Source organism: Isoptericola sp. NPDC055881 (genome assembly GCF_053615895.1).
In genome coordinates this window covers 40515-55667 of record NZ_JBSHCR010000007.1, presented here as the reverse complement: position 1 = coordinate 55667, position 15153 = coordinate 40515, and the positions used below count along the sequence as shown (strand labels likewise).

Genomic DNA, 15153 nt, shown 5'->3' with positions numbered 1-15153 from the left:
CTCAGAACCACGTGCGCACGAGGTCGACGACGACCGGGTCCGCCGCGTCGGCGTCGTCGACCACCGGCACGAGGGACCACTTGTCCATCGCGGTGCACGGGTGCGACAGGCCGAGCCGCAGCTCGTCGCCGATGCGCACCGGCGCCTCGCCCTCCCACCGGAGGAAGCCGTGCTGGTCGTTCAGGGCGGTGACCTGGGCGCCGGCCAGCGCGGTGGGCGCCTCCCCCGCCTCGCGCGGGCGACGGAGCTGCACCTCCGGCAGGCCTTCGTCGAACGGCAGGTCGCGCTTGCCCGCGTCGAAGAGCGCCAGCCCCGGCTCGGGCTGCGAGGTCACCCGCACCCAGCCGTGCATGGCGCTGCGGAACCCGGGGCCGTCGGTGCGAGGCTCCTCGCCGAGCGGCGAGATGTGCCGGTAGAAGCCGTCGTCGTGCACGACGTACGCGCCGCTGCGCAGCACCACGCGCGCCCCCTGCGTGGTCAGCGGGGACAGCACCTCGTCGACGAGGTCGAAGTACGCGCTGCCGCCCGCGGACACCACGGGCTCCTCGACCTCGTACGCGTCCGCCAGCCGGCGGTGCACCTCGACCATGTCGTCCAGGTAGCCGCGCACCACGTCCCGGCTGTGCGCGTCGGAGTCGTGCGCGAGCGCGCCCTCGTACCCGGCGACCCCCGCGAGGCGCAGGTGCGGCGAGGCGACGACGCGCTCCGCCACCGCCAGCGCCGTGTCCAGGTCGCGGGCGCCGGTGCGGCCCCCGGCACCGCCCCGCTCGACGAGCACGTCGACGGGCGGGCGCGAGCCGGCGTCGGCGACGTGGGTCGCGAGCGCGTCGTGCATGAGGTCGACCGTCGCCGGCGAGTCCGCCCAGACCAGGACGCGCAGGTCGCGGTCGGCAGCCAGCTCGTCGGCGATCCAGCGCAGCGCGAGGGGCGAGATGACGGTGTTCGCGACCATGACCCGGCCGACGCCGAACTCCAGCGCGACGCCGAGCTGGAACGGGTTCGCCACCGTGATCGCCCACGCGCCCGCGTCGATCTGCTCCGCCCACAGCTGCGGCGCCATCGTCGTCTTGCCGTGGGGCGCGAGGTCGAGGCCGCGCGCGGCGCACCAGTCGGCCATGACCCGCAGGTTGGTGTCGAGGGCGGCGCGCGAGAGCGTGAGCAGCGGGGTGGGCAGCTCCGACAGGCGCGGGCGGCGCTCGCGGACCTCCGCCACGGTGAGCCCCCAGAACGTCGGCGGCAGGGCCTTGTGGCGCCAGTCGACGCGCTCGCCGTCGCGGCGCGCGACCTTCTGACGGTCGATCCGACAGGCGTCGTCGGCTCCGGTGCGGTCCATCGGCAGACCCTCCTTGCTCCCGCTGCGTTGCGCATAGCGCAACGTTTGTTGCGCATGGTGTGGCACCTTGCTAGCATCGCGCCGGTCGTGCCGTCAATCCGGCACGAGTCCGAGCATGTGCCCGCTGGTCTCCCAGCGCGAGCCGGGCAGCAGGTCAGGGAGGGTGCGATGAGCCAGAGCGTGGGTCGGGCGCTGCAGATCGTGGGCCTCCTCGGCCACGGGTCGCGCACCCTCGACGACCTCGCCCAGGAGCTGGGCGTGCACAAGACCACCGTGCTGCGCCTGCTGCGCGCGCTCGAGGAGGAGCGCTTCGTGCGCCGCGACGACCGGCACCGCTACTCGCTGGGCTCGCGCCTGTTCGAGCTCGGGCGCCAGGCGCTCGAGGGCCACGGCGTGCGCGACGTCGCGCTCCCCCACCTGGAGCGCCTCGGGCGCGACACCGGCGGGCAGGCCGTGCACCTTGCCGTCCTTGAGGGCACGCGCCCCGTGTACGTGGCGAAGGTGGAGAGCACCAGCTCGGTCCGCATGTACTCCGAGCTCGGGCTCCCGGCCCCCCTGCACGCCACCGCCGTCGGCAAGGTGCTCGCCTCCGAGCTGCCCGAGGGCCGGCTCGCCCAGGTGCTGGCCGCGTCCGACTTCCATGCCTTCACGCCCCGCACCCTCACCGACCCCGACGCCTACCGTGCCGAGCTGGCGCGCGTGCGCGAGCAGGGCTGGGCGCAGGACGCCGCGGAGCACGAGCCCTTCGTCAACTGCGTCGGCGCGCCCGTGCGCGACGCGTCCGGCACGATCGTGGCAGCGGTGTCCGTCTCCGTGCCCGACGTGATCCTCGACCTCGACGGGGTCCGTGACCTCGTCCCGCTCCTCACGGCGACCGCCGCCGCCGTCGAGGCCGACTGGGCGGGGCGTGACACGCCCCGTCACCCCTCCACCGAAAGGACCCCGGCATGACCACCAAGACCGCGATCTCCACCGACCAGGCCCCGGCACCCGCGCACACGTTCCACCAGGGCGTGCGGGTCGGCAACCTGCTGCAGGTCTCGGGCCAGGGCCCCGTGGACCCGGCCACCAACGAGTACCTGTACCCGGGCGACGTGGCCGCGCAGACCACGCGCACGCTCCAGAACGTCGAGGCGATCGTCACCGCCGGCGGCGGCACCCTCGCCGACGTCGTCATGCTGCGCGTCTACCTCACCACCCGCGACGACTTCGCCGCGATGAACGACGCCTACGGCGCGTTCCTCACGGAGCGTCTCGGGCCCGACGCCGTGCTGCCGTCCCGCACCACCGTGATGGTCGAGCTGCCGCGCGAGGAGATGCTCGTCGAGATCGACGCGCTCGCCTTCGTCGAGTGATTCGTCGAGTGAGGTAGCCCCCACCTATCCCGCGGCGTCCTCCGCGCCCGCGAGCAGCGCCGGCAGCCCCGTGACGTCGGCGAGCACGTGCTCGGGGCGCGGCAGGGCGCCGTCGTGCTCCTGCCGCGCGAACTTGCCGGTGCGCACCAGCACGGTGCGGACCCCGGCGGCACGGCCCATCGCGACGTCCGACGAGCGGTCGTCGCCCACCACCCATGTGCGTGCTGGCCCGGGCGCGGGGTCGACCGTGCCGAGCGCGAGCCGCAGGAAGTCGGTGCTCGGCTTGCCCAGCGTGCGCGCGGTCACCTCCGCACCGTGCTCGATCGCGGCGACCACCGACCCCGTGTCCAGGGCGGGACGCCCACCGTGCAGGAACCAGCGCCCGTGCTGCAGCGCGAGCAGCTCCGCACCGCCGAGCACCGCGCGGAACGCCCCGTCCAGCGCCGGGTAGTCGAGCACGTCGTGCACGTCGCCCACCAGTACGTGCGTCGGGCCGTCGTCCACGCCGACGACGGTGAGGCTCGCGGCGAGCTGGTCGCGCACGGCCCCCGTCGCGAGCACGTGCACCCGCGCGTCCCGTGACCTCAGGTCGGCGATCGCCGCGTCCACGGGCGTGAACAGCTCCGCCGCGTCCAGGGCCAGGCCCATGTCGCGCAGCGTGGCGACGACCGACGGCGAGTCCTGCGAGTCCGTGTTGGTGACGAACCGGACCGCGTGCCCCGCGTCGCGCAGCGCCGCGACCGCGTCGTCCGCCCCCGGCACGAGCCGGTCGCCCTCGTAGACGGTGCCCTGCAGGTCGAGCAGGACCGCGTGCCCGGTCGTCCCCCGCACCTCCTCGGACGCACCGCCCACGGTGGCCTCAGAAGATCCCGCGGGCGCGGCGGCGCTCGCGCCACCGCTGCACCTCGCGCTCGACGTCGCGCGTGGGGGTCACGACGGGCGGCCCGCCCAGCAGCTGGCGCCGGGCGTCGACGACGCGCGCGTTGAACTCCTCGACGATCGTGCGGACCCGGGACTCCTCCGGTTCGCGGTCGAGGGTCTCGTCGAGCTCCGCGTCGTCACGGCGCAGCTGGCCGGCGGGCAGCACGCCGGTGATCTGCTCGCGCTCCACGAGGTTCTTCAACCACCAGTCCGGGTCGTGGGTGCCCCGCAGGCCCGGGATGGGCTTGCCCGCCAGCGGCAGGTCGTCGTACTCTCCGCGGCGGATCGCCTGGTCGACGACGGTGTCCACCCACAGGGCGCGGTCGTCCATCCGGCGCCGGGCGCGGCCGCGCGCGCCGTCCTCGGATGCCTCGGCACGTTCCGCGTCACCTGTCTCGTCGGACGTGTCGCGCGAGGCCGAGGCGGTGTCGGCGGCGATCTCCTGGTCCACCCGGTACTGCGCAGCCCGGCGGGCCGGGTCGCTCGGTTGCTCGCTCCCGGGCACGGTCCCGGGCTCGTGCTGGGAATCGCGGCGGCGTCGGAACATCGGCATCCCTCCGGTCGGTGGTTCCAGCCTAGGCGCGCTCCGCCCGGTGTCGGCGGCGACCCGGCATGATGGCCGCATGAAGGTCTCGCGCCGCAGCCACGTGCCGCCGTTCGCCGTCATGCAGGTGCTGGCCACCGCCAACGAGCGCCGCGCCGCCGGCCGCGACGTGCTCAACCTGTGCGCGGGCGAGCCGTCGACCGGCGCGTCCGACGTCGTCCGGGAGAAGGCGGCCGACCTGCTCCGGCACGCCGACCTCGGCTACACCGAGGCGATGGGCGTGCCCGCCCTGCGCCGGGAGATCGCGGGGCACTACCGCCGCTGGTACGACGTCGAGGTGGACCCGGCGCGCATCGCCGTGACGACGGGGTCGAGCGGCGGGTTCCTGCTCGCGTTCCTCGCGGCGTTCGACGTCGGGGACCGGGTGGCCCTCGCGCGGCCCGGGTACCCCGCCTACAAGAACATCCTCGCGGCGCTGGGGTGCGAGGTCGTGGAGCTCGACTGCGGACCGGGCACGCGCTACCAGCCCACGGTCTCCCAGCTCATGGAGGCGTACTACGAGGGCGGCCTGGACGGCCTGGTGGTCGCCTCCCCCGCGAACCCCACCGGGACGATGCTGCCGCCCGCCGAGCTGGCCGCTCTCGCCAGGTGGTGCGAGGAGCGCGACGTCCGCCTGATCAGCGACGAGATCTACCACGGCATCGCCTACTCCCCCGATGTACAGCAGGCGACGGCTGCGATGTACACGGGTTCGGGAGCCGTCGTCGTGAACTCGTTCTCCAAGTACTGGGCCATGACGGGCTGGCGGCTCGGCTGGCTGGTGCTGCCCGACGAGCTGGTCGGCCCCGTCGACGCGCTCGCGGGCAACGTGGCGCTCTCGCCGCCGGCGCTGGCGCAGCACGCGGGCGTGGCCGCCTTCTCCCCCGCGGGCTACGCCGCCGCGGCCGACAACGTGGCGCGGTACGCGGTGTCGCGCGCCGCCCTGCTCGACCGCGTCGACGAGCTCGGCTGGCGCCCCGTCGCCCCCGCAGACGGCGCGTTCTACCTGTACGGCAACGTGTCCGGCTTCCGCGACGCCGTCGGCGGGGACTCGGTGGCCTACTGCCGGCGGCTGCTCGCCGAGGCCGACGTGTCCCTCACGCCCGGCGCCGACTTCGACACCGTGCACGGCGGGGACTGGGTCCGCCTCTCGTTCGCCGCCGCGCCCGACGTCGTCACCCGCGCCGTCGACCGCATCGTGGCCTGGCACCGCACCCTCTGACGGGTTCTCTGCCGCACTCGCTGCCGCACCCTCCGGCGCCGGGGCTGCCCGCGCGCCGCGAGGTGGTGCGAGACGCCGCGTCGTGCGGGAGGCTCGCTCTACCTCGGGGCGCGGTGCGCCTTCGCAGGGGCGTACGGGCTCGCGAACGGAGGACGGATGATCCGGCTGGTGACGGCGAACGTCCAGCACGCGCTGGTGGACGGGCGGCAGGTGGACCTCGAGAGGCTCGGCGCGGCGCTGGCCGCGCTGGACGCCGACGTCGTGGCCCTGCAGGAGGTGGACCACGGCCAGGGGCGGTCCGGCGGCGAGGCGCAGGCGTACCGCGTCGCCGCGGCGCTCGGGATGCCGGAGCACCGCTTCCTCCCCGCGATCCGCGGGTCCCTCGACCCGGCCTGGCGCCGTCGTCGCGCCCCGCGCAGCGCCACCGGGGACGACGGCCGCATGCCCGCCCCGGCCGGCTACGGCATCGCGCTGCTGAGTCGCCACCCGGTGCGCGCCTGGCACGCGATGCGCCTGCCCGGCCTCAACCTGCCAGGGGTCCCGCCGCTCGGCGTGGACGAGCCCCGGGTGGCCCTCGCCGCGACCGTGGCGACCCCTGACGGCCCGCTGACCGTGGTCGCCACGCACCTGTCCACGAACGAGCCGTGGAAGGGTGCGCAGCTGCGCCGGTTGCAGCGCCGGGTGCGGCACGCGCCGCGTCCGCTGGTCCTGCTGGGCGACCTCAACACCCGCGGTGACCTGCCGGCCCGGCGCACGGGCTGGCGGGAGCTCGTGCACGTGCCGACCTATCCGCGCACGAGGCCGCGGCTCCGCATCGACCACGTCCTGGCCGACGGCCCGGTGACGGCGACCGGTGCCGCGCGCGCCGTGGACCTCGGCGTCAGCGACCACCGCGCGGTCGTGGTCGACGTCGCGCTCGGCGGGGAGGCGGCATGACCGACGAGCCCACGGGCGGGGTCCCGGACCACGGGCGCGGCCGCTCGGAGACGCCGGAGCAGCGCTCCGACCGGAACTGGGTCGAGCTGCTCCAGGAGCTGCGCGTCATGCAGACGGGCGTGCAGATCCTCACCGGGTTCCTGCTGACGCTGCCGTTCCAGCAGCGCTTCGCCGACCTGGACTCGTACCAGGTCGGCCTCTACCTGGTCCTGGTGGTCCTCTCGGTGGCGACCACCGGGATGCTCGTCTCCCCCGTCACCCTGCACCGCGCCCTGTTCCGGCGGCGGCTCAAGCAGGAGATCGTCACCGGTGGTGACCGGATGACGCGCGTCGCCATCGTGCTCATGGCGTTCGTCATGACGGGCGCCGTGATGCTCGTGTTCGACGTCGTCGTGAGCCGCGCCGCGGGAGTGGTGGTCGGCGCGTCGATCCTCGGGGTGCTGCTGGTGCTCTGGGTCGTCGTGCCGCTCGTGGTCCGGCGGCGCAGCTAGCCGGGGCTCAGGCGGCGAGGTCCACCTGCGCGGCGGACTCGACGCGCAGGGCGTCCTCCTGCTCGCGCCGGGCCGCGGCCCGCGCCTTGCTCACGGTCAGGAGCGTCTGCGCGCCGATGACGATCCAGGCGAGGTTCGCGGCAGCGGACGGCCAGACGCCGTTGACGCCCGCGACCACGGTCATCACGACCGCGCCGCACATGTTGGTGATCTGGAACGCGAAGGAGTTCGCGGTCCAGCGACCCTTGCTCACCATCCCGTAGGCGATGAGCCCGGCGAGGGCGCCGGCCCATCCGAGGGCAGTAATCACGGTCAGCAGGGAGATCGTCATGACGGGCACCTCCGGGTAGGTCGGCGCGGCACACCTGTGCCACGACAGAGGAAGGAACTGAGGGATGTGGACGCCGGCCACCGGGAACCGGGGGGCCGGGGCGAGGCACCGGCTTGGCGTCGAAACGATTCTGCGGTACGAAGGGCGTTCAGCACAATCAAATCTTTCTCCGACAGGTAGTTAGGATCACTACATGGCCACCGACCCACGGAGACTTGCCTTCCTCCTTGCCGTCCACCGTGCTGGAGGCGTGCTCGCGGCAGCAGACCTTCTGCATGTCACCCCGTCCGCGGTCTCCCAGCAGATCGCGCGCCTCGAGGCGGAGGAGGGCTTCGCCGTCCTCGACCGCGGGCCGCGCGGCGTGACGCTCACGCCGGCCGGTCGGGTGCTGGCCGAGGCGGGCGAGCGCATCGAGGGCGAGCTCCTCGAGGCCCGCCAGGCGATCGCGGCGCTCGGCGAGGGGGTGAGCGGACGCGTCGTCCTCGGCGCGTTCCAGACGGCGATCCGCGCCGTCGTCGCGCCGATGCTCATGGACCTGGCGGAGCGGTACCCGGGCGTCGAGGTCGACGTGCGCGAGCACGAGCCCGCCGAGGCCGTCCGCATGCTGCGTGCCGGCGACCTCGACGTGATCCTGCTCGAGCGGGACGCCGACATGGACGCCCCCGCCCCGCGCGGGGTGCACGACGTGCCGCTGCTCGACGAGCCCTGGTGCGTCGTCGTCCCCGCGAGCCTGCCGATGCCCGAGCGGCTCGACGACCTCGCGAGCCTGCAGTGGATCGGGGCGGAGAAGGACACGGCCTCCGACCGGGCGCTGCGCCGCCTGGCACGCACGCTGGGCACCACCATGAACCAGCGCCACCGGTTCTTCGACTTCGACACGGCGCTCGCGCTCGCCGCCGCGAACCAGGGCGTCGCGATGCTCCCCGCCCTCGCGCTGCAGGGCGGTGACGTGCCCGAGGGGCTCGAGGTCGCGCGGCTCGCAGGCCTCGGCACCCGCCGCATCGTCGCGCGGCACCGGGCCACCCGCCACGAGCCGGGGCCGGCCGTGCGCGCCGTCGTCGACGCGATGGTCGAGGTGACCCGGGACCTCGAGCTCGGCTGACCCCGCGGCGCGGGCCGGCCGACGAGCCCCGGCGACGCCCGGCGCGCGTCCGGGCGTGGACGCTCCTAGCATCGCGACCATGAGCGACACGACTGCGGGGTCGGCGGGTTCGGGCACGGGGGCCGCTCCCCTGTCCGACCGCACGTTCGGCGTGGTGCGGCGCCTGTGGGGGCTGGTCTACCTGCGCGCGCTCCTGTACCTCGCCGCGGGCATCGTGCTCTTCGCGAACCCGGACCGTGGCCTGGTGTGGGTGCGGTGGATCGTGGGGGCGCTGATCGTCGCGCAGGGCGTGCTGCTCACGGTCGAGGGCGCCCCGACGAAGCGCTCCGGCCGGCCGGAGGGCGCGGGCGACGAGATCAGCTGGCGGCTCATCGCGGGCGTCGTGAGCCTCCTCGCGGGCGTCCTCGTCATCGTGTGGCCGTCCATGACGGGCCCGGTGATGTACCTGGTCGTGGCCGTGTGGGCGTGTGCGGCAGGCGTCGTCGGGGTCATCGGCGGGCTGCGGGGCCGCGCCCTGCGGACCGCCTCCTGGGACTGGCAGCTCGTGAACGCGGTGCTGTGGGTCGTGCTCGGCCTGGTCATGCTGCTGCGCCCCGGCGCCGACGTCGCGACGTCGGCCCAGCTCCTCGCGATGTACCTGGTGCTCGCGGGCGCCGTGCTCGTGGTGGGGGCGTTCGCCACGGGCACGCGAGCCCGTGACGCACGCAAGGCCCGGCAGGACGGCGAGGCCGGGTAGGATCGGCCGCGTCACACGGCAGCCCCGGCTGCCACCACAACGCAGCGGCACCCTGGTGCTGCCGCCACATAGCCGCTCGAACCGCGACGGGAGAGCTCGCGCCGCGCCCCCGAAGGAGGGCCGGCCGGCGCCGAAGGAGCAACCCTCCCCGGGAATCTCTCAGGCACCCGTACCGTCACGGCGAGGCAACTCTGGAAAGCGGCCCACGTCGTCGTCAGCGACGGGTGGGCCCACCGACGGTGCAAGTCGGCGCGCCCCGTCGCGTCGCGGGGCCAGCCCTGCGACGACGCCACGGCGGACCGGCAAAACTCTCAGGTCGACGTGTGCGCGTCGGATGACAGAGCGGGGAGGACCTGCCCGTCCCCCGCCTGCCCCGGCCCGACCCACGGAGCGTCCGACGTGACCACCACCCCGTACGACACACCCTCGCAGGGCACCGTCGTCGACCCCGACGTCTTCGCCGACCGGCACATCGGCCCGCGGGGCCGGGAGATCGCGGCGATGCTCACGCAGCTCGGCTACTCCGACCTCGACGCGCTCGTCGACGCCGCGGTGCCGAGGACGATCCGCGCCGACCGCCCGCTCGACCTGCCCGCGGCGCGCTCCGAGGCCGAGGTGCTCGCGCACCTGCGCGACCTCGCCGGGAAGAACCAGGTCAAGCGCCAGATGATCGGCCTCGGCTACTACGGCACCACCACTCCCCCGGTGATCCGCCGCAACGTGCTCGAGGCCCCCGCCTGGTACACCGCGTACACGCCCTACCAGCCGGAGATCTCGCAGGGCCGGCTGGAGGCGCTCCTCAACTTCCAGCAGGCGGTGGAGGACCTCACCGGCCTGGGGATCGCGGGTGCGTCCCTCCTCGACGAGGCGACGGCCGTCGCCGAGGCCGTCGCCCTCATGTGGCGCGCCTCGCGGGCCAAGAGCGGCTACGTGGTGCTCGACGCCGACCTGTTCCCCCAGAGCCTGGCCGTGACGCGCGGCCGCGCGGAGGCCATCGGGCTTCCCGTCGTCGTGGTGGGGCTCGACGCCGGGCTCGAGGCGGGTCTCGACGCCTTCGTCGCCGCGGGCGGGACGCTGCCCGAGGGCAACCTCGTGGGTGTCGTGGTGCAGCAGGCGGGCGCGTCCGGGCGGGTGCTCGACGCGCGCGGCGTGGTCGCCGTGGCCAAGGAGCGCGGTGCGCTCGTCACCGTGGCCGCGGACCTCCTGGCCCTCACCCTCCTCACCTCTCCGGGCGAGCTCGGCGCGGACGTCGCGGTCGGTTCCGCGCAGCGCTTCGGCGTCCCGCTGTTCTACGGCGGCCCGCACGCCGCGTTCATGGCGGTCCGCCAGGGACTCGAGCGTCAGCTGCCCGGCCGCCTGGTCGGTGTCTCGACCGACGCCGACGGTGCCACCGGCCTGCGTCTCGCGCTCGCCACCCGGGAGCAGCACATCCGCCGGGAGAAGGCGACGAGCAACATCTGCACCGCGCAGGCGCTGCTCGCCATCGTCGCCTCGATGTACGCCGTGTACCACGGCCCGGAGGGCCTGCGCGCGATCGCCGAGCGCACCCACGCGCGCGCCGCGGACGTGGCTGCCGGCCTGCGCGCCGCGGGGATCACCGTCGAGCACGACGTCTTCTTCGACACGGTGCGGGCCGTCGTCCCGGGTCGCGCCCAGGAGGTCGTCACCGCCGCCGCCGACGCGGGCTACAACCTGTACAAGGCCGACGCCGATCATGTACAGATCGCCTGCGACGAGACGACGACGGCCGCGGACGTGTCCGGCGTCCTCGCCGCGTTCGGGGCGACGGACGTTCCGGCCTCCCGGGACGCCGGCCTCCCGGCCGCCGTCACCCGGACCACGCCGTACCTGCAGCACCCGATCTTCCACCTGCACCGCAGCGAGACGTCGATGCTGCGCTACCTGCGCGCGCTGAGCGACAAGGACCTCGCCCTGGACCGCACGATGATCCCCCTGGGCTCGTGCACGATGAAGCTCAACGCCACCGCGGAGATGGAGGCCATCAGCTGGCCCGGCTTCGCGGACATGCACCCGTACGTGCCCGCCGACCAGGCGCTCGGTTACGCGGAGCTCGTCTCCACCCTGGAGGCGCAGCTCGCGGAGATCACGGGGTACGCGGCGGTGTCGGTGCAGCCCAACGCAGGCTCGCAGGGGGAGTTCGCCGGCCTGCTGGCGATCAAGGGCTATCACCGGTCCCGCGGCGACGAGCACCGCGACATCGTGCTGATCCCGGCGTCCGCGCACGGCACGAACGCGGCGTCCGCGGCCCTCGCAGGGCTCCGCGTCGTGGTCGTGGCGACCGCCGACGACGGCGAGATCCAGCTCGACGACCTGCGCGCGAAGCTCGCCGCGCACGGTCCCCAGGTGGCCGGGATCATGATCACCTACCCGTCGACGCACGGCGTCTACGAGGAGCACGTCCGCGAGGTGTGCGACCTTGTACACGAGGCTGGCGGTCAGGTGTACATCGACGGGGCGAACCTGAACGCCCTGGTGGGCCTTGCGCGGCCGGGCGAGTTCGGCGGCGACGTCTCGCACCTCAACCTGCACAAGACGTTCTGCATCCCGCACGGCGGCGGCGGCCCGGGCGTGGGCCCGGTCGCCGTGGCGGCGCACCTGGTGCCGTTCCTGCCGGCCGACCCGACCCCGGGCGTCGCCCGGCACGAGGGGATCGCGCCCGTGAGCGCGGCGCCGCACGGCTCGGCGGGGATCCTGCCGATCTCGTACGCGTACCTCGCGCTGATGGGTCCGGACGGGCTCACGGAGGCGTCCAAGGCCGCCGTCCTGACCGCCAACTACGTGGCGTCACGCCTCCACCCGTACTTCCCCGTGCTCTACACGGGCGAGAACGGCCTGGTGGCGCACGAGTGCATCCTCGACCTGCGCCCTCTGACGGCGGAGACGGGCGTGACGGCCGAGGACGTGGCGAAGCGCCTCATCGACTACGGCTTCCACGCCCCCACGATGTCGTTCCCGGTCGCGGGCACCCTCATGGTGGAGCCGACGGAGAGCGAGGACCTCGCGGAGCTCGACCGCTTCGTCGACGCGATGATCGCCATCCGCGGCGAGATCGACCGCGTCGGGGCGGGGGAGTGGGCGGCGGACGACTCGCCGCTGCGCCACGCCCCGCACACCGCGGCGAGCGTCATGACCGACACGTGGGAGCACCCGTACCCCCGCGAGCTGGCGGCGTTCCCGCTGCCGAGCCTGCGGGCGGGCAAGTACTGGTCGCCGGTGCGCCGCATCGACGGTGCCAAGGGCGACCGCAACCTCGTGTGCGCCTGCCCGCCCCTCGAGTCGTACGCCGAGCCCACCGCCCACTGACCCGGTTGTGGGCGGGCGTTTGGCCCTGATTCGGGGGTGAACCGGGGCCAAACGCCCGCTCACAACGCACGACCTGAGTAGCACCGAAGGGAGCCTCGATGGCCGAGGACCAGCAGGACAAGACCACGCCGCTGCACCACGAGCACGTCGCGCTGGGTGCCAGCCTCACCGGGTTCGGCGGCTGGCTGATGCCGCTGCGGTACACCTCGGACCTCGCCGAGCACCGGGCGGTGCGCGAGGCCGCGGGCCTGTTCGACCTGTCGCACATGGGAGAGATCCACCTCGAGGGCCCGGGGTCGGGCGCGGCGCTCGACCTGGCGCTGGTGGGCAAGGCGAGCGCGATCGGCGTCGGCCGGGCGCGGTACTCGATGATCTGCGCCGAGGACGGCGCGGTGCTCGACGACCTCATCGTCTACCGGCTCGCGGACGAGCACTTCCTCGTCGTCGCGAACGCGGGCAACGCGCCGCGCGTCGCGACGGAGCTGGTCGCGCGGGCCGCCGGCCTCGACACGGTCGTCACGGACCGGTCGTCCGAGACGGCGCTGGTCGCGGTGCAGGGCCCGCGTGCCGAGAAGATCCTCGCCTCGCTCACGGCCGCGGACGACGTCGAGACCGTGCGCGGCATGAAGTACTACGCCTCCGCTCCCGCGACCGTGGCCGGGGTCGCGGCGCTCGTGGCCCGCACCGGGTACACGGGCGAGGACGGCTTCGAGCTGTTCGTCCCCGCCGGGCATGCCGTGGAGCTGTGGCGGGCGCTGCTCGCCGCGGGGGAGGGGCACGGCCTGGTCCCGGCCGGCCTGTCCGCGCGCGACTCCCTGCGTCTCGAGGCGGGCATGCCCCTGTACGGGCACGAGCTCGACGAGACCACCACGCCGTACGAGGCCGGCCTCGGGCGCGTCGTGAAGCTCGACAAGACCGACTCCGACGGCGAGCCGCTGCCGTTCGTCGGCCGCGCCGCGCTGGCGGCACGTGCCCAGAGCCAGCCGGCGCGCGTGCTCGTCGGGCTCCGCGGCGAGGGGCGCCGGCCCGCCCGTGCCGGGTACGACGTCGTGCAGCGCGGCCTGGACGGGGCCGTCGGCGCCGTCGTCGGCCACGTGACGTCCGGCGCGCCGTCGCCCACGCTCGGCTACCCGGTCGCGATGGCGTACGTGACGCCCGAGGTGTCCGCGGAGGGCACGGCCCTCGCGGTGGACGTCCGGGGCCGCGCCGAGCCGTTCGTCGTCGTGCCGCTGCCGTTCTACCAGCGTGCGTAGGACCATCGTCCTCTGACCGTCCTGATCCTCTCCACACCTGCCGAAGCCCCTGAAGGAGCAGTCCCATGGCCGACTTCCCCGAGAACCTCCGCTACTCCGCCGAGCACGAGTGGGTGGACGACGCGTCCCCCGCGACCATCGGCGTGACGTCCGTCGCCGCCGACGCGCTCGGCGACGTCGTCTACCTCGAGCTGCCGGAGGTGGGCGCGACGATCGAGGCGGGCTCCGTCGTCGGGGAGATCGAGTCCACCAAGTCGGTCTCGGAGCTGTACTCGCCGGTGAGCGGCACCGTGGTCGAGGTCAACCAGTCCGCCGTGGACGACCCGGCCGTGGTGAACTCCGACCCGTTCGGTGCGGGGTGGCTCTTCAAGGTGGACGTGACCGGTCGCGGGGACCTGCTCACGGCCGAGCAGTACGCCGCGCAGGCGGGCTGACGCTTTCCCAGATTCCGTGACCAAATCGTGACTTACGGGTCCGATATGGGTTGATTGCCTGGGATAACCGCGCTGACCTGCGACAACACGGCCGGCTTCGCCTCCACGGGGTGCGAAGCCGGCCGTGGACGTCCCGCCGTCGCGACAACGCGCAGAAATCTGCGTCATGACCAGGCTGCACGTTCCTCCTCATCCATGACGGCTTCCCCTGGTCGACCAACGGTCGGCGGCCGTCGAGGAGGAAGAACGATGAGCACCATCGAGCTGACTGGCCCCACGACGTCCCGCCTGCTGACGCGCCGCGAGCGAGTGGTTCTTTCCAACCTGTCCGAGGACGTCACCCTCGAGCAGATCGCGACCAAGCTGTTCGTCACGCGGAACACGGTGAAGTCGCAGGTTCGCAGCGTGTACCGCAAGATCGGCGTCTCCAGCCGGGCCGAGGCCGTCGCATGGGCGCGACAGTCCGGGTACGGCATCGGCTGACCGCACGCGTGATGTAGGAGCCCCGCTCGACGACAGGGGAGGTCGTCGGTGCGGGGCTCTCGCACGTCCGGGCCCGGATGAAAGACTCCGCTCATGACTGCACGCCGCCTCGTGGTCGCTGCCGCGATCGTCGACGACCTCGACCGTCCGGCCCGCCTGCTCGCGGCCAGGCGGAGCCGCCCGGCCCACCTGGCGGGCCGTTGGGAGTTCCCGGGCGGCAAGGTCGACCCGGGGGAGACGCCGGTCGAGGCGCTGCACCGCGAGCTGGTGGAGGAGCTCGGCGTCCGGGTCCAGCTCGGCGACGAGCTTCCCGGGCCCGACGACGGCGCCTGGATCATCACCGACCGGCACGACCTGCGGCTCTGGCTCGCCGTCGTCACGGACGGCGACCCCGCACCCCTGGTCGAGCACGACGAGCTGCGCTGGCTCGGGCGTGACGACCTGTTCGGCGTGGACTGGCTCGACGGCGACGTGCGCATCGTGGAGGCGCTGGCCGCGGCCCTCGACGGGGTCGACGTCAGCCGCTAGACGAGGCTGCCTCCAGGCCGGCGCTCCGGCCGGACACACGGACGCGCGCGGCCGTGAAGTCACTTGCCCGACACCCGGTACGGTGTGGAGAAAATTGCCAACCGGGTCAGGGGACAGGGCC

The 15153-nt window shown here is 74.0% G+C and carries 16 protein-coding genes and 1 riboswitch; of the genes, 12 read left to right on the top strand and 4 right to left on the bottom strand.

The features are described from left to right. Position 1: 1 nt before the first annotated feature. Positions 2-1333 carry an amino acid deaminase gene (locus ACWGKI_RS03835; RefSeq protein WP_452184823.1) on the bottom strand — a complete coding sequence of 444 codons (1332 nt, stop codon included), beginning with the start codon at positions 1331-1333 and terminating at the stop codon, positions 2-4. A 168-nt stretch (positions 1334-1501) separates the two neighbouring features. Between ACWGKI_RS03835 and ACWGKI_RS03830 the strand changes: the two genes are divergently transcribed. Then, positions 1502-2284: an IclR family transcriptional regulator gene (locus ACWGKI_RS03830; RefSeq protein WP_452184821.1), complete on the top strand. Its 783-nt coding sequence runs from the start codon at positions 1502-1504 to the stop codon at positions 2282-2284. Further along, positions 2281-2688, top strand: coding sequence for a RidA family protein (locus tag ACWGKI_RS03825; protein WP_452184819.1), 408 nt, complete (start codon positions 2281-2283; stop codon positions 2686-2688). Before ACWGKI_RS03830 ends, ACWGKI_RS03825 begins: the two co-directional genes overlap by 4 nt. A gap of 24 nt (positions 2689-2712) precedes the next feature. Here ACWGKI_RS03825 and ACWGKI_RS03820 read toward each other — a convergent pair whose 3' ends face one another. Together ACWGKI_RS03820 and ACWGKI_RS03815 are read right to left on the bottom strand one after the other, a co-directional pair. Next, positions 2713-3540, bottom strand: coding sequence for an HAD-IIA family hydrolase (locus tag ACWGKI_RS03820; protein ID WP_452184817.1), 828 nt, complete (start codon positions 3538-3540; stop codon positions 2713-2715). 7 nt (positions 3541-3547) lie between these two features. Next, entirely contained in the window at positions 3548-4156 is a 609-nt protein-coding gene (locus ACWGKI_RS03815) for a DnaJ family domain-containing protein (protein WP_452184815.1), read from the bottom strand. 76 nt (positions 4157-4232) lie between these two features. On the opposite strand from ACWGKI_RS03815, the gene ACWGKI_RS03810 reads away from it, so the two are divergent. From ACWGKI_RS03810 to ACWGKI_RS03800, 3 genes are all read left to right on the top strand, one after another. Further along, a complete protein-coding gene (locus ACWGKI_RS03810; protein WP_452184813.1) occupies positions 4233-5414 on the top strand; it encodes an aminotransferase class I/II-fold pyridoxal phosphate-dependent enzyme in 1182 nt (393 codons plus the stop codon). Between the two features lie 156 nt (positions 5415-5570). Then, positions 5571-6350 carry an endonuclease/exonuclease/phosphatase family protein gene (locus ACWGKI_RS03805; RefSeq protein WP_452184811.1) on the top strand — a complete coding sequence of 260 codons (780 nt, stop codon included), beginning with the start codon at positions 5571-5573 and terminating at the stop codon, positions 6348-6350. Beyond that, entirely contained in the window at positions 6347-6841 is a 495-nt protein-coding gene (locus ACWGKI_RS03800; RefSeq protein ID WP_380240789.1) for a DUF6328 family protein, read from the top strand. The genes ACWGKI_RS03805 and ACWGKI_RS03800 overlap by 4 nt, the downstream gene beginning before the upstream one ends. A gap of 7 nt (positions 6842-6848) precedes the next feature. Here the strand turns inward: ACWGKI_RS03800 and ACWGKI_RS03795 are convergent, their stop codons facing one another. Then, entirely contained in the window at positions 6849-7172 is a 324-nt protein-coding gene (locus tag ACWGKI_RS03795) for a CBU_0592 family membrane protein (protein WP_452184809.1), read from the bottom strand. A gap of 193 nt (positions 7173-7365) precedes the next feature. On the opposite strand from ACWGKI_RS03795, the gene ACWGKI_RS03790 reads away from it, so the two are divergent. The 7 genes from ACWGKI_RS03790 (at position 7366) to ACWGKI_RS03760 (ending at position 15032) form a co-directional block, all read left to right on the top strand. After that, positions 7366-8274, top strand: coding sequence for a LysR family transcriptional regulator (locus tag ACWGKI_RS03790; RefSeq protein ID WP_380240793.1), 909 nt, complete (start codon positions 7366-7368; stop codon positions 8272-8274). Positions 8275-8353: 79 nt separating this feature from the next. Continuing rightward, entirely contained in the window at positions 8354-9010 is a 657-nt protein-coding gene (locus ACWGKI_RS03785) for an HdeD family acid-resistance protein (protein ID WP_380240795.1), read from the top strand. Positions 9011-9087: 77 nt separating this feature from the next. Continuing rightward, a riboswitch (glycine riboswitch) is annotated at positions 9088-9195 on the top strand. Between the two features lie 214 nt (positions 9196-9409). Continuing rightward, complete coding sequence (gene gcvP / locus ACWGKI_RS03780; RefSeq protein ID WP_452184806.1) at positions 9410-12334, top strand: aminomethyl-transferring glycine dehydrogenase; 2925 nt, start codon at positions 9410-9412, stop codon at positions 12332-12334. A 98-nt stretch (positions 12335-12432) separates the two neighbouring features. Beyond that, positions 12433-13587, top strand: a complete 1155-nt coding sequence (gene gcvT / locus ACWGKI_RS03775) for a glycine cleavage system aminomethyltransferase GcvT (RefSeq protein WP_452184804.1) — start codon at positions 12433-12435, stop codon at positions 13585-13587. A gap of 65 nt (positions 13588-13652) precedes the next feature. Beyond that, positions 13653-14021: a glycine cleavage system protein GcvH gene (gcvH, locus tag ACWGKI_RS03770; protein ID WP_380240801.1), complete on the top strand. Its 369-nt coding sequence runs from the start codon at positions 13653-13655 to the stop codon at positions 14019-14021. A 249-nt stretch (positions 14022-14270) separates the two neighbouring features. Continuing rightward, on the top strand, positions 14271-14504 hold the full coding sequence (locus ACWGKI_RS03765; RefSeq protein ID WP_380240803.1) for a helix-turn-helix domain-containing protein: 234 nt from the start codon (positions 14271-14273) through the stop codon (positions 14502-14504). Positions 14505-14597: 93 nt separating this feature from the next. Further along, positions 14598-15032 (top strand): (deoxy)nucleoside triphosphate pyrophosphohydrolase, encoded by a 435-nt coding sequence (locus ACWGKI_RS03760; protein WP_380240805.1) that lies wholly within the window; start codon positions 14598-14600, stop codon positions 15030-15032. Positions 15033-15153: the final 121 nt, after the last annotated feature.

What these genes read in the sequence shown, in the direction of transcription:
- ACWGKI_RS03835 (WP_452184823.1), bottom strand. Translation starts at nt 1,333, where the DNA reads ATGGACCGCACCGGAGCCGACGACGCCTGTCGGATCGACCGTCAGAAG.
- ACWGKI_RS03830 (WP_452184821.1), top strand. Translation starts at nt 1,502, where the DNA reads ATGAGCCAGAGCGTGGGTCGGGCGCTGCAGATCGTGGGCCTCCTCGGC.
- ACWGKI_RS03825 (WP_452184819.1), top strand. Translation starts at nt 2,281, where the DNA reads ATGACCACCAAGACCGCGATCTCCACCGACCAGGCCCCGGCACCCGCG.
- ACWGKI_RS03815 (WP_452184815.1), bottom strand. Translation starts at nt 4,156, where the DNA reads ATGTTCCGACGCCGCCGCGATTCCCAGCACGAGCCCGGGACCGTGCCC.
- ACWGKI_RS03810 (WP_452184813.1), top strand. Translation starts at nt 4,233, where the DNA reads ATGAAGGTCTCGCGCCGCAGCCACGTGCCGCCGTTCGCCGTCATGCAG.
- ACWGKI_RS03805 (WP_452184811.1), top strand. Translation starts at nt 5,571, where the DNA reads ATGATCCGGCTGGTGACGGCGAACGTCCAGCACGCGCTGGTGGACGGG.
- ACWGKI_RS03800 (WP_380240789.1), top strand. Translation starts at nt 6,347, where the DNA reads ATGACCGACGAGCCCACGGGCGGGGTCCCGGACCACGGGCGCGGCCGC.
- ACWGKI_RS03795 (WP_452184809.1), bottom strand. Translation starts at nt 7,172, where the DNA reads ATGACGATCTCCCTGCTGACCGTGATTACTGCCCTCGGATGGGCCGGC.
- ACWGKI_RS03790 (WP_380240793.1), top strand. Translation starts at nt 7,366, where the DNA reads ATGGCCACCGACCCACGGAGACTTGCCTTCCTCCTTGCCGTCCACCGT.
- ACWGKI_RS03785 (WP_380240795.1), top strand. Translation starts at nt 8,354, where the DNA reads ATGAGCGACACGACTGCGGGGTCGGCGGGTTCGGGCACGGGGGCCGCT.
- gcvT (WP_452184804.1), top strand. Translation starts at nt 12,433, where the DNA reads ATGGCCGAGGACCAGCAGGACAAGACCACGCCGCTGCACCACGAGCAC.
- gcvH (WP_380240801.1), top strand. Translation starts at nt 13,653, where the DNA reads ATGGCCGACTTCCCCGAGAACCTCCGCTACTCCGCCGAGCACGAGTGG.
- ACWGKI_RS03765 (WP_380240803.1), top strand. Translation starts at nt 14,271, where the DNA reads ATGAGCACCATCGAGCTGACTGGCCCCACGACGTCCCGCCTGCTGACG.
- ACWGKI_RS03760 (WP_380240805.1), top strand. Translation starts at nt 14,598, where the DNA reads ATGACTGCACGCCGCCTCGTGGTCGCTGCCGCGATCGTCGACGACCTC.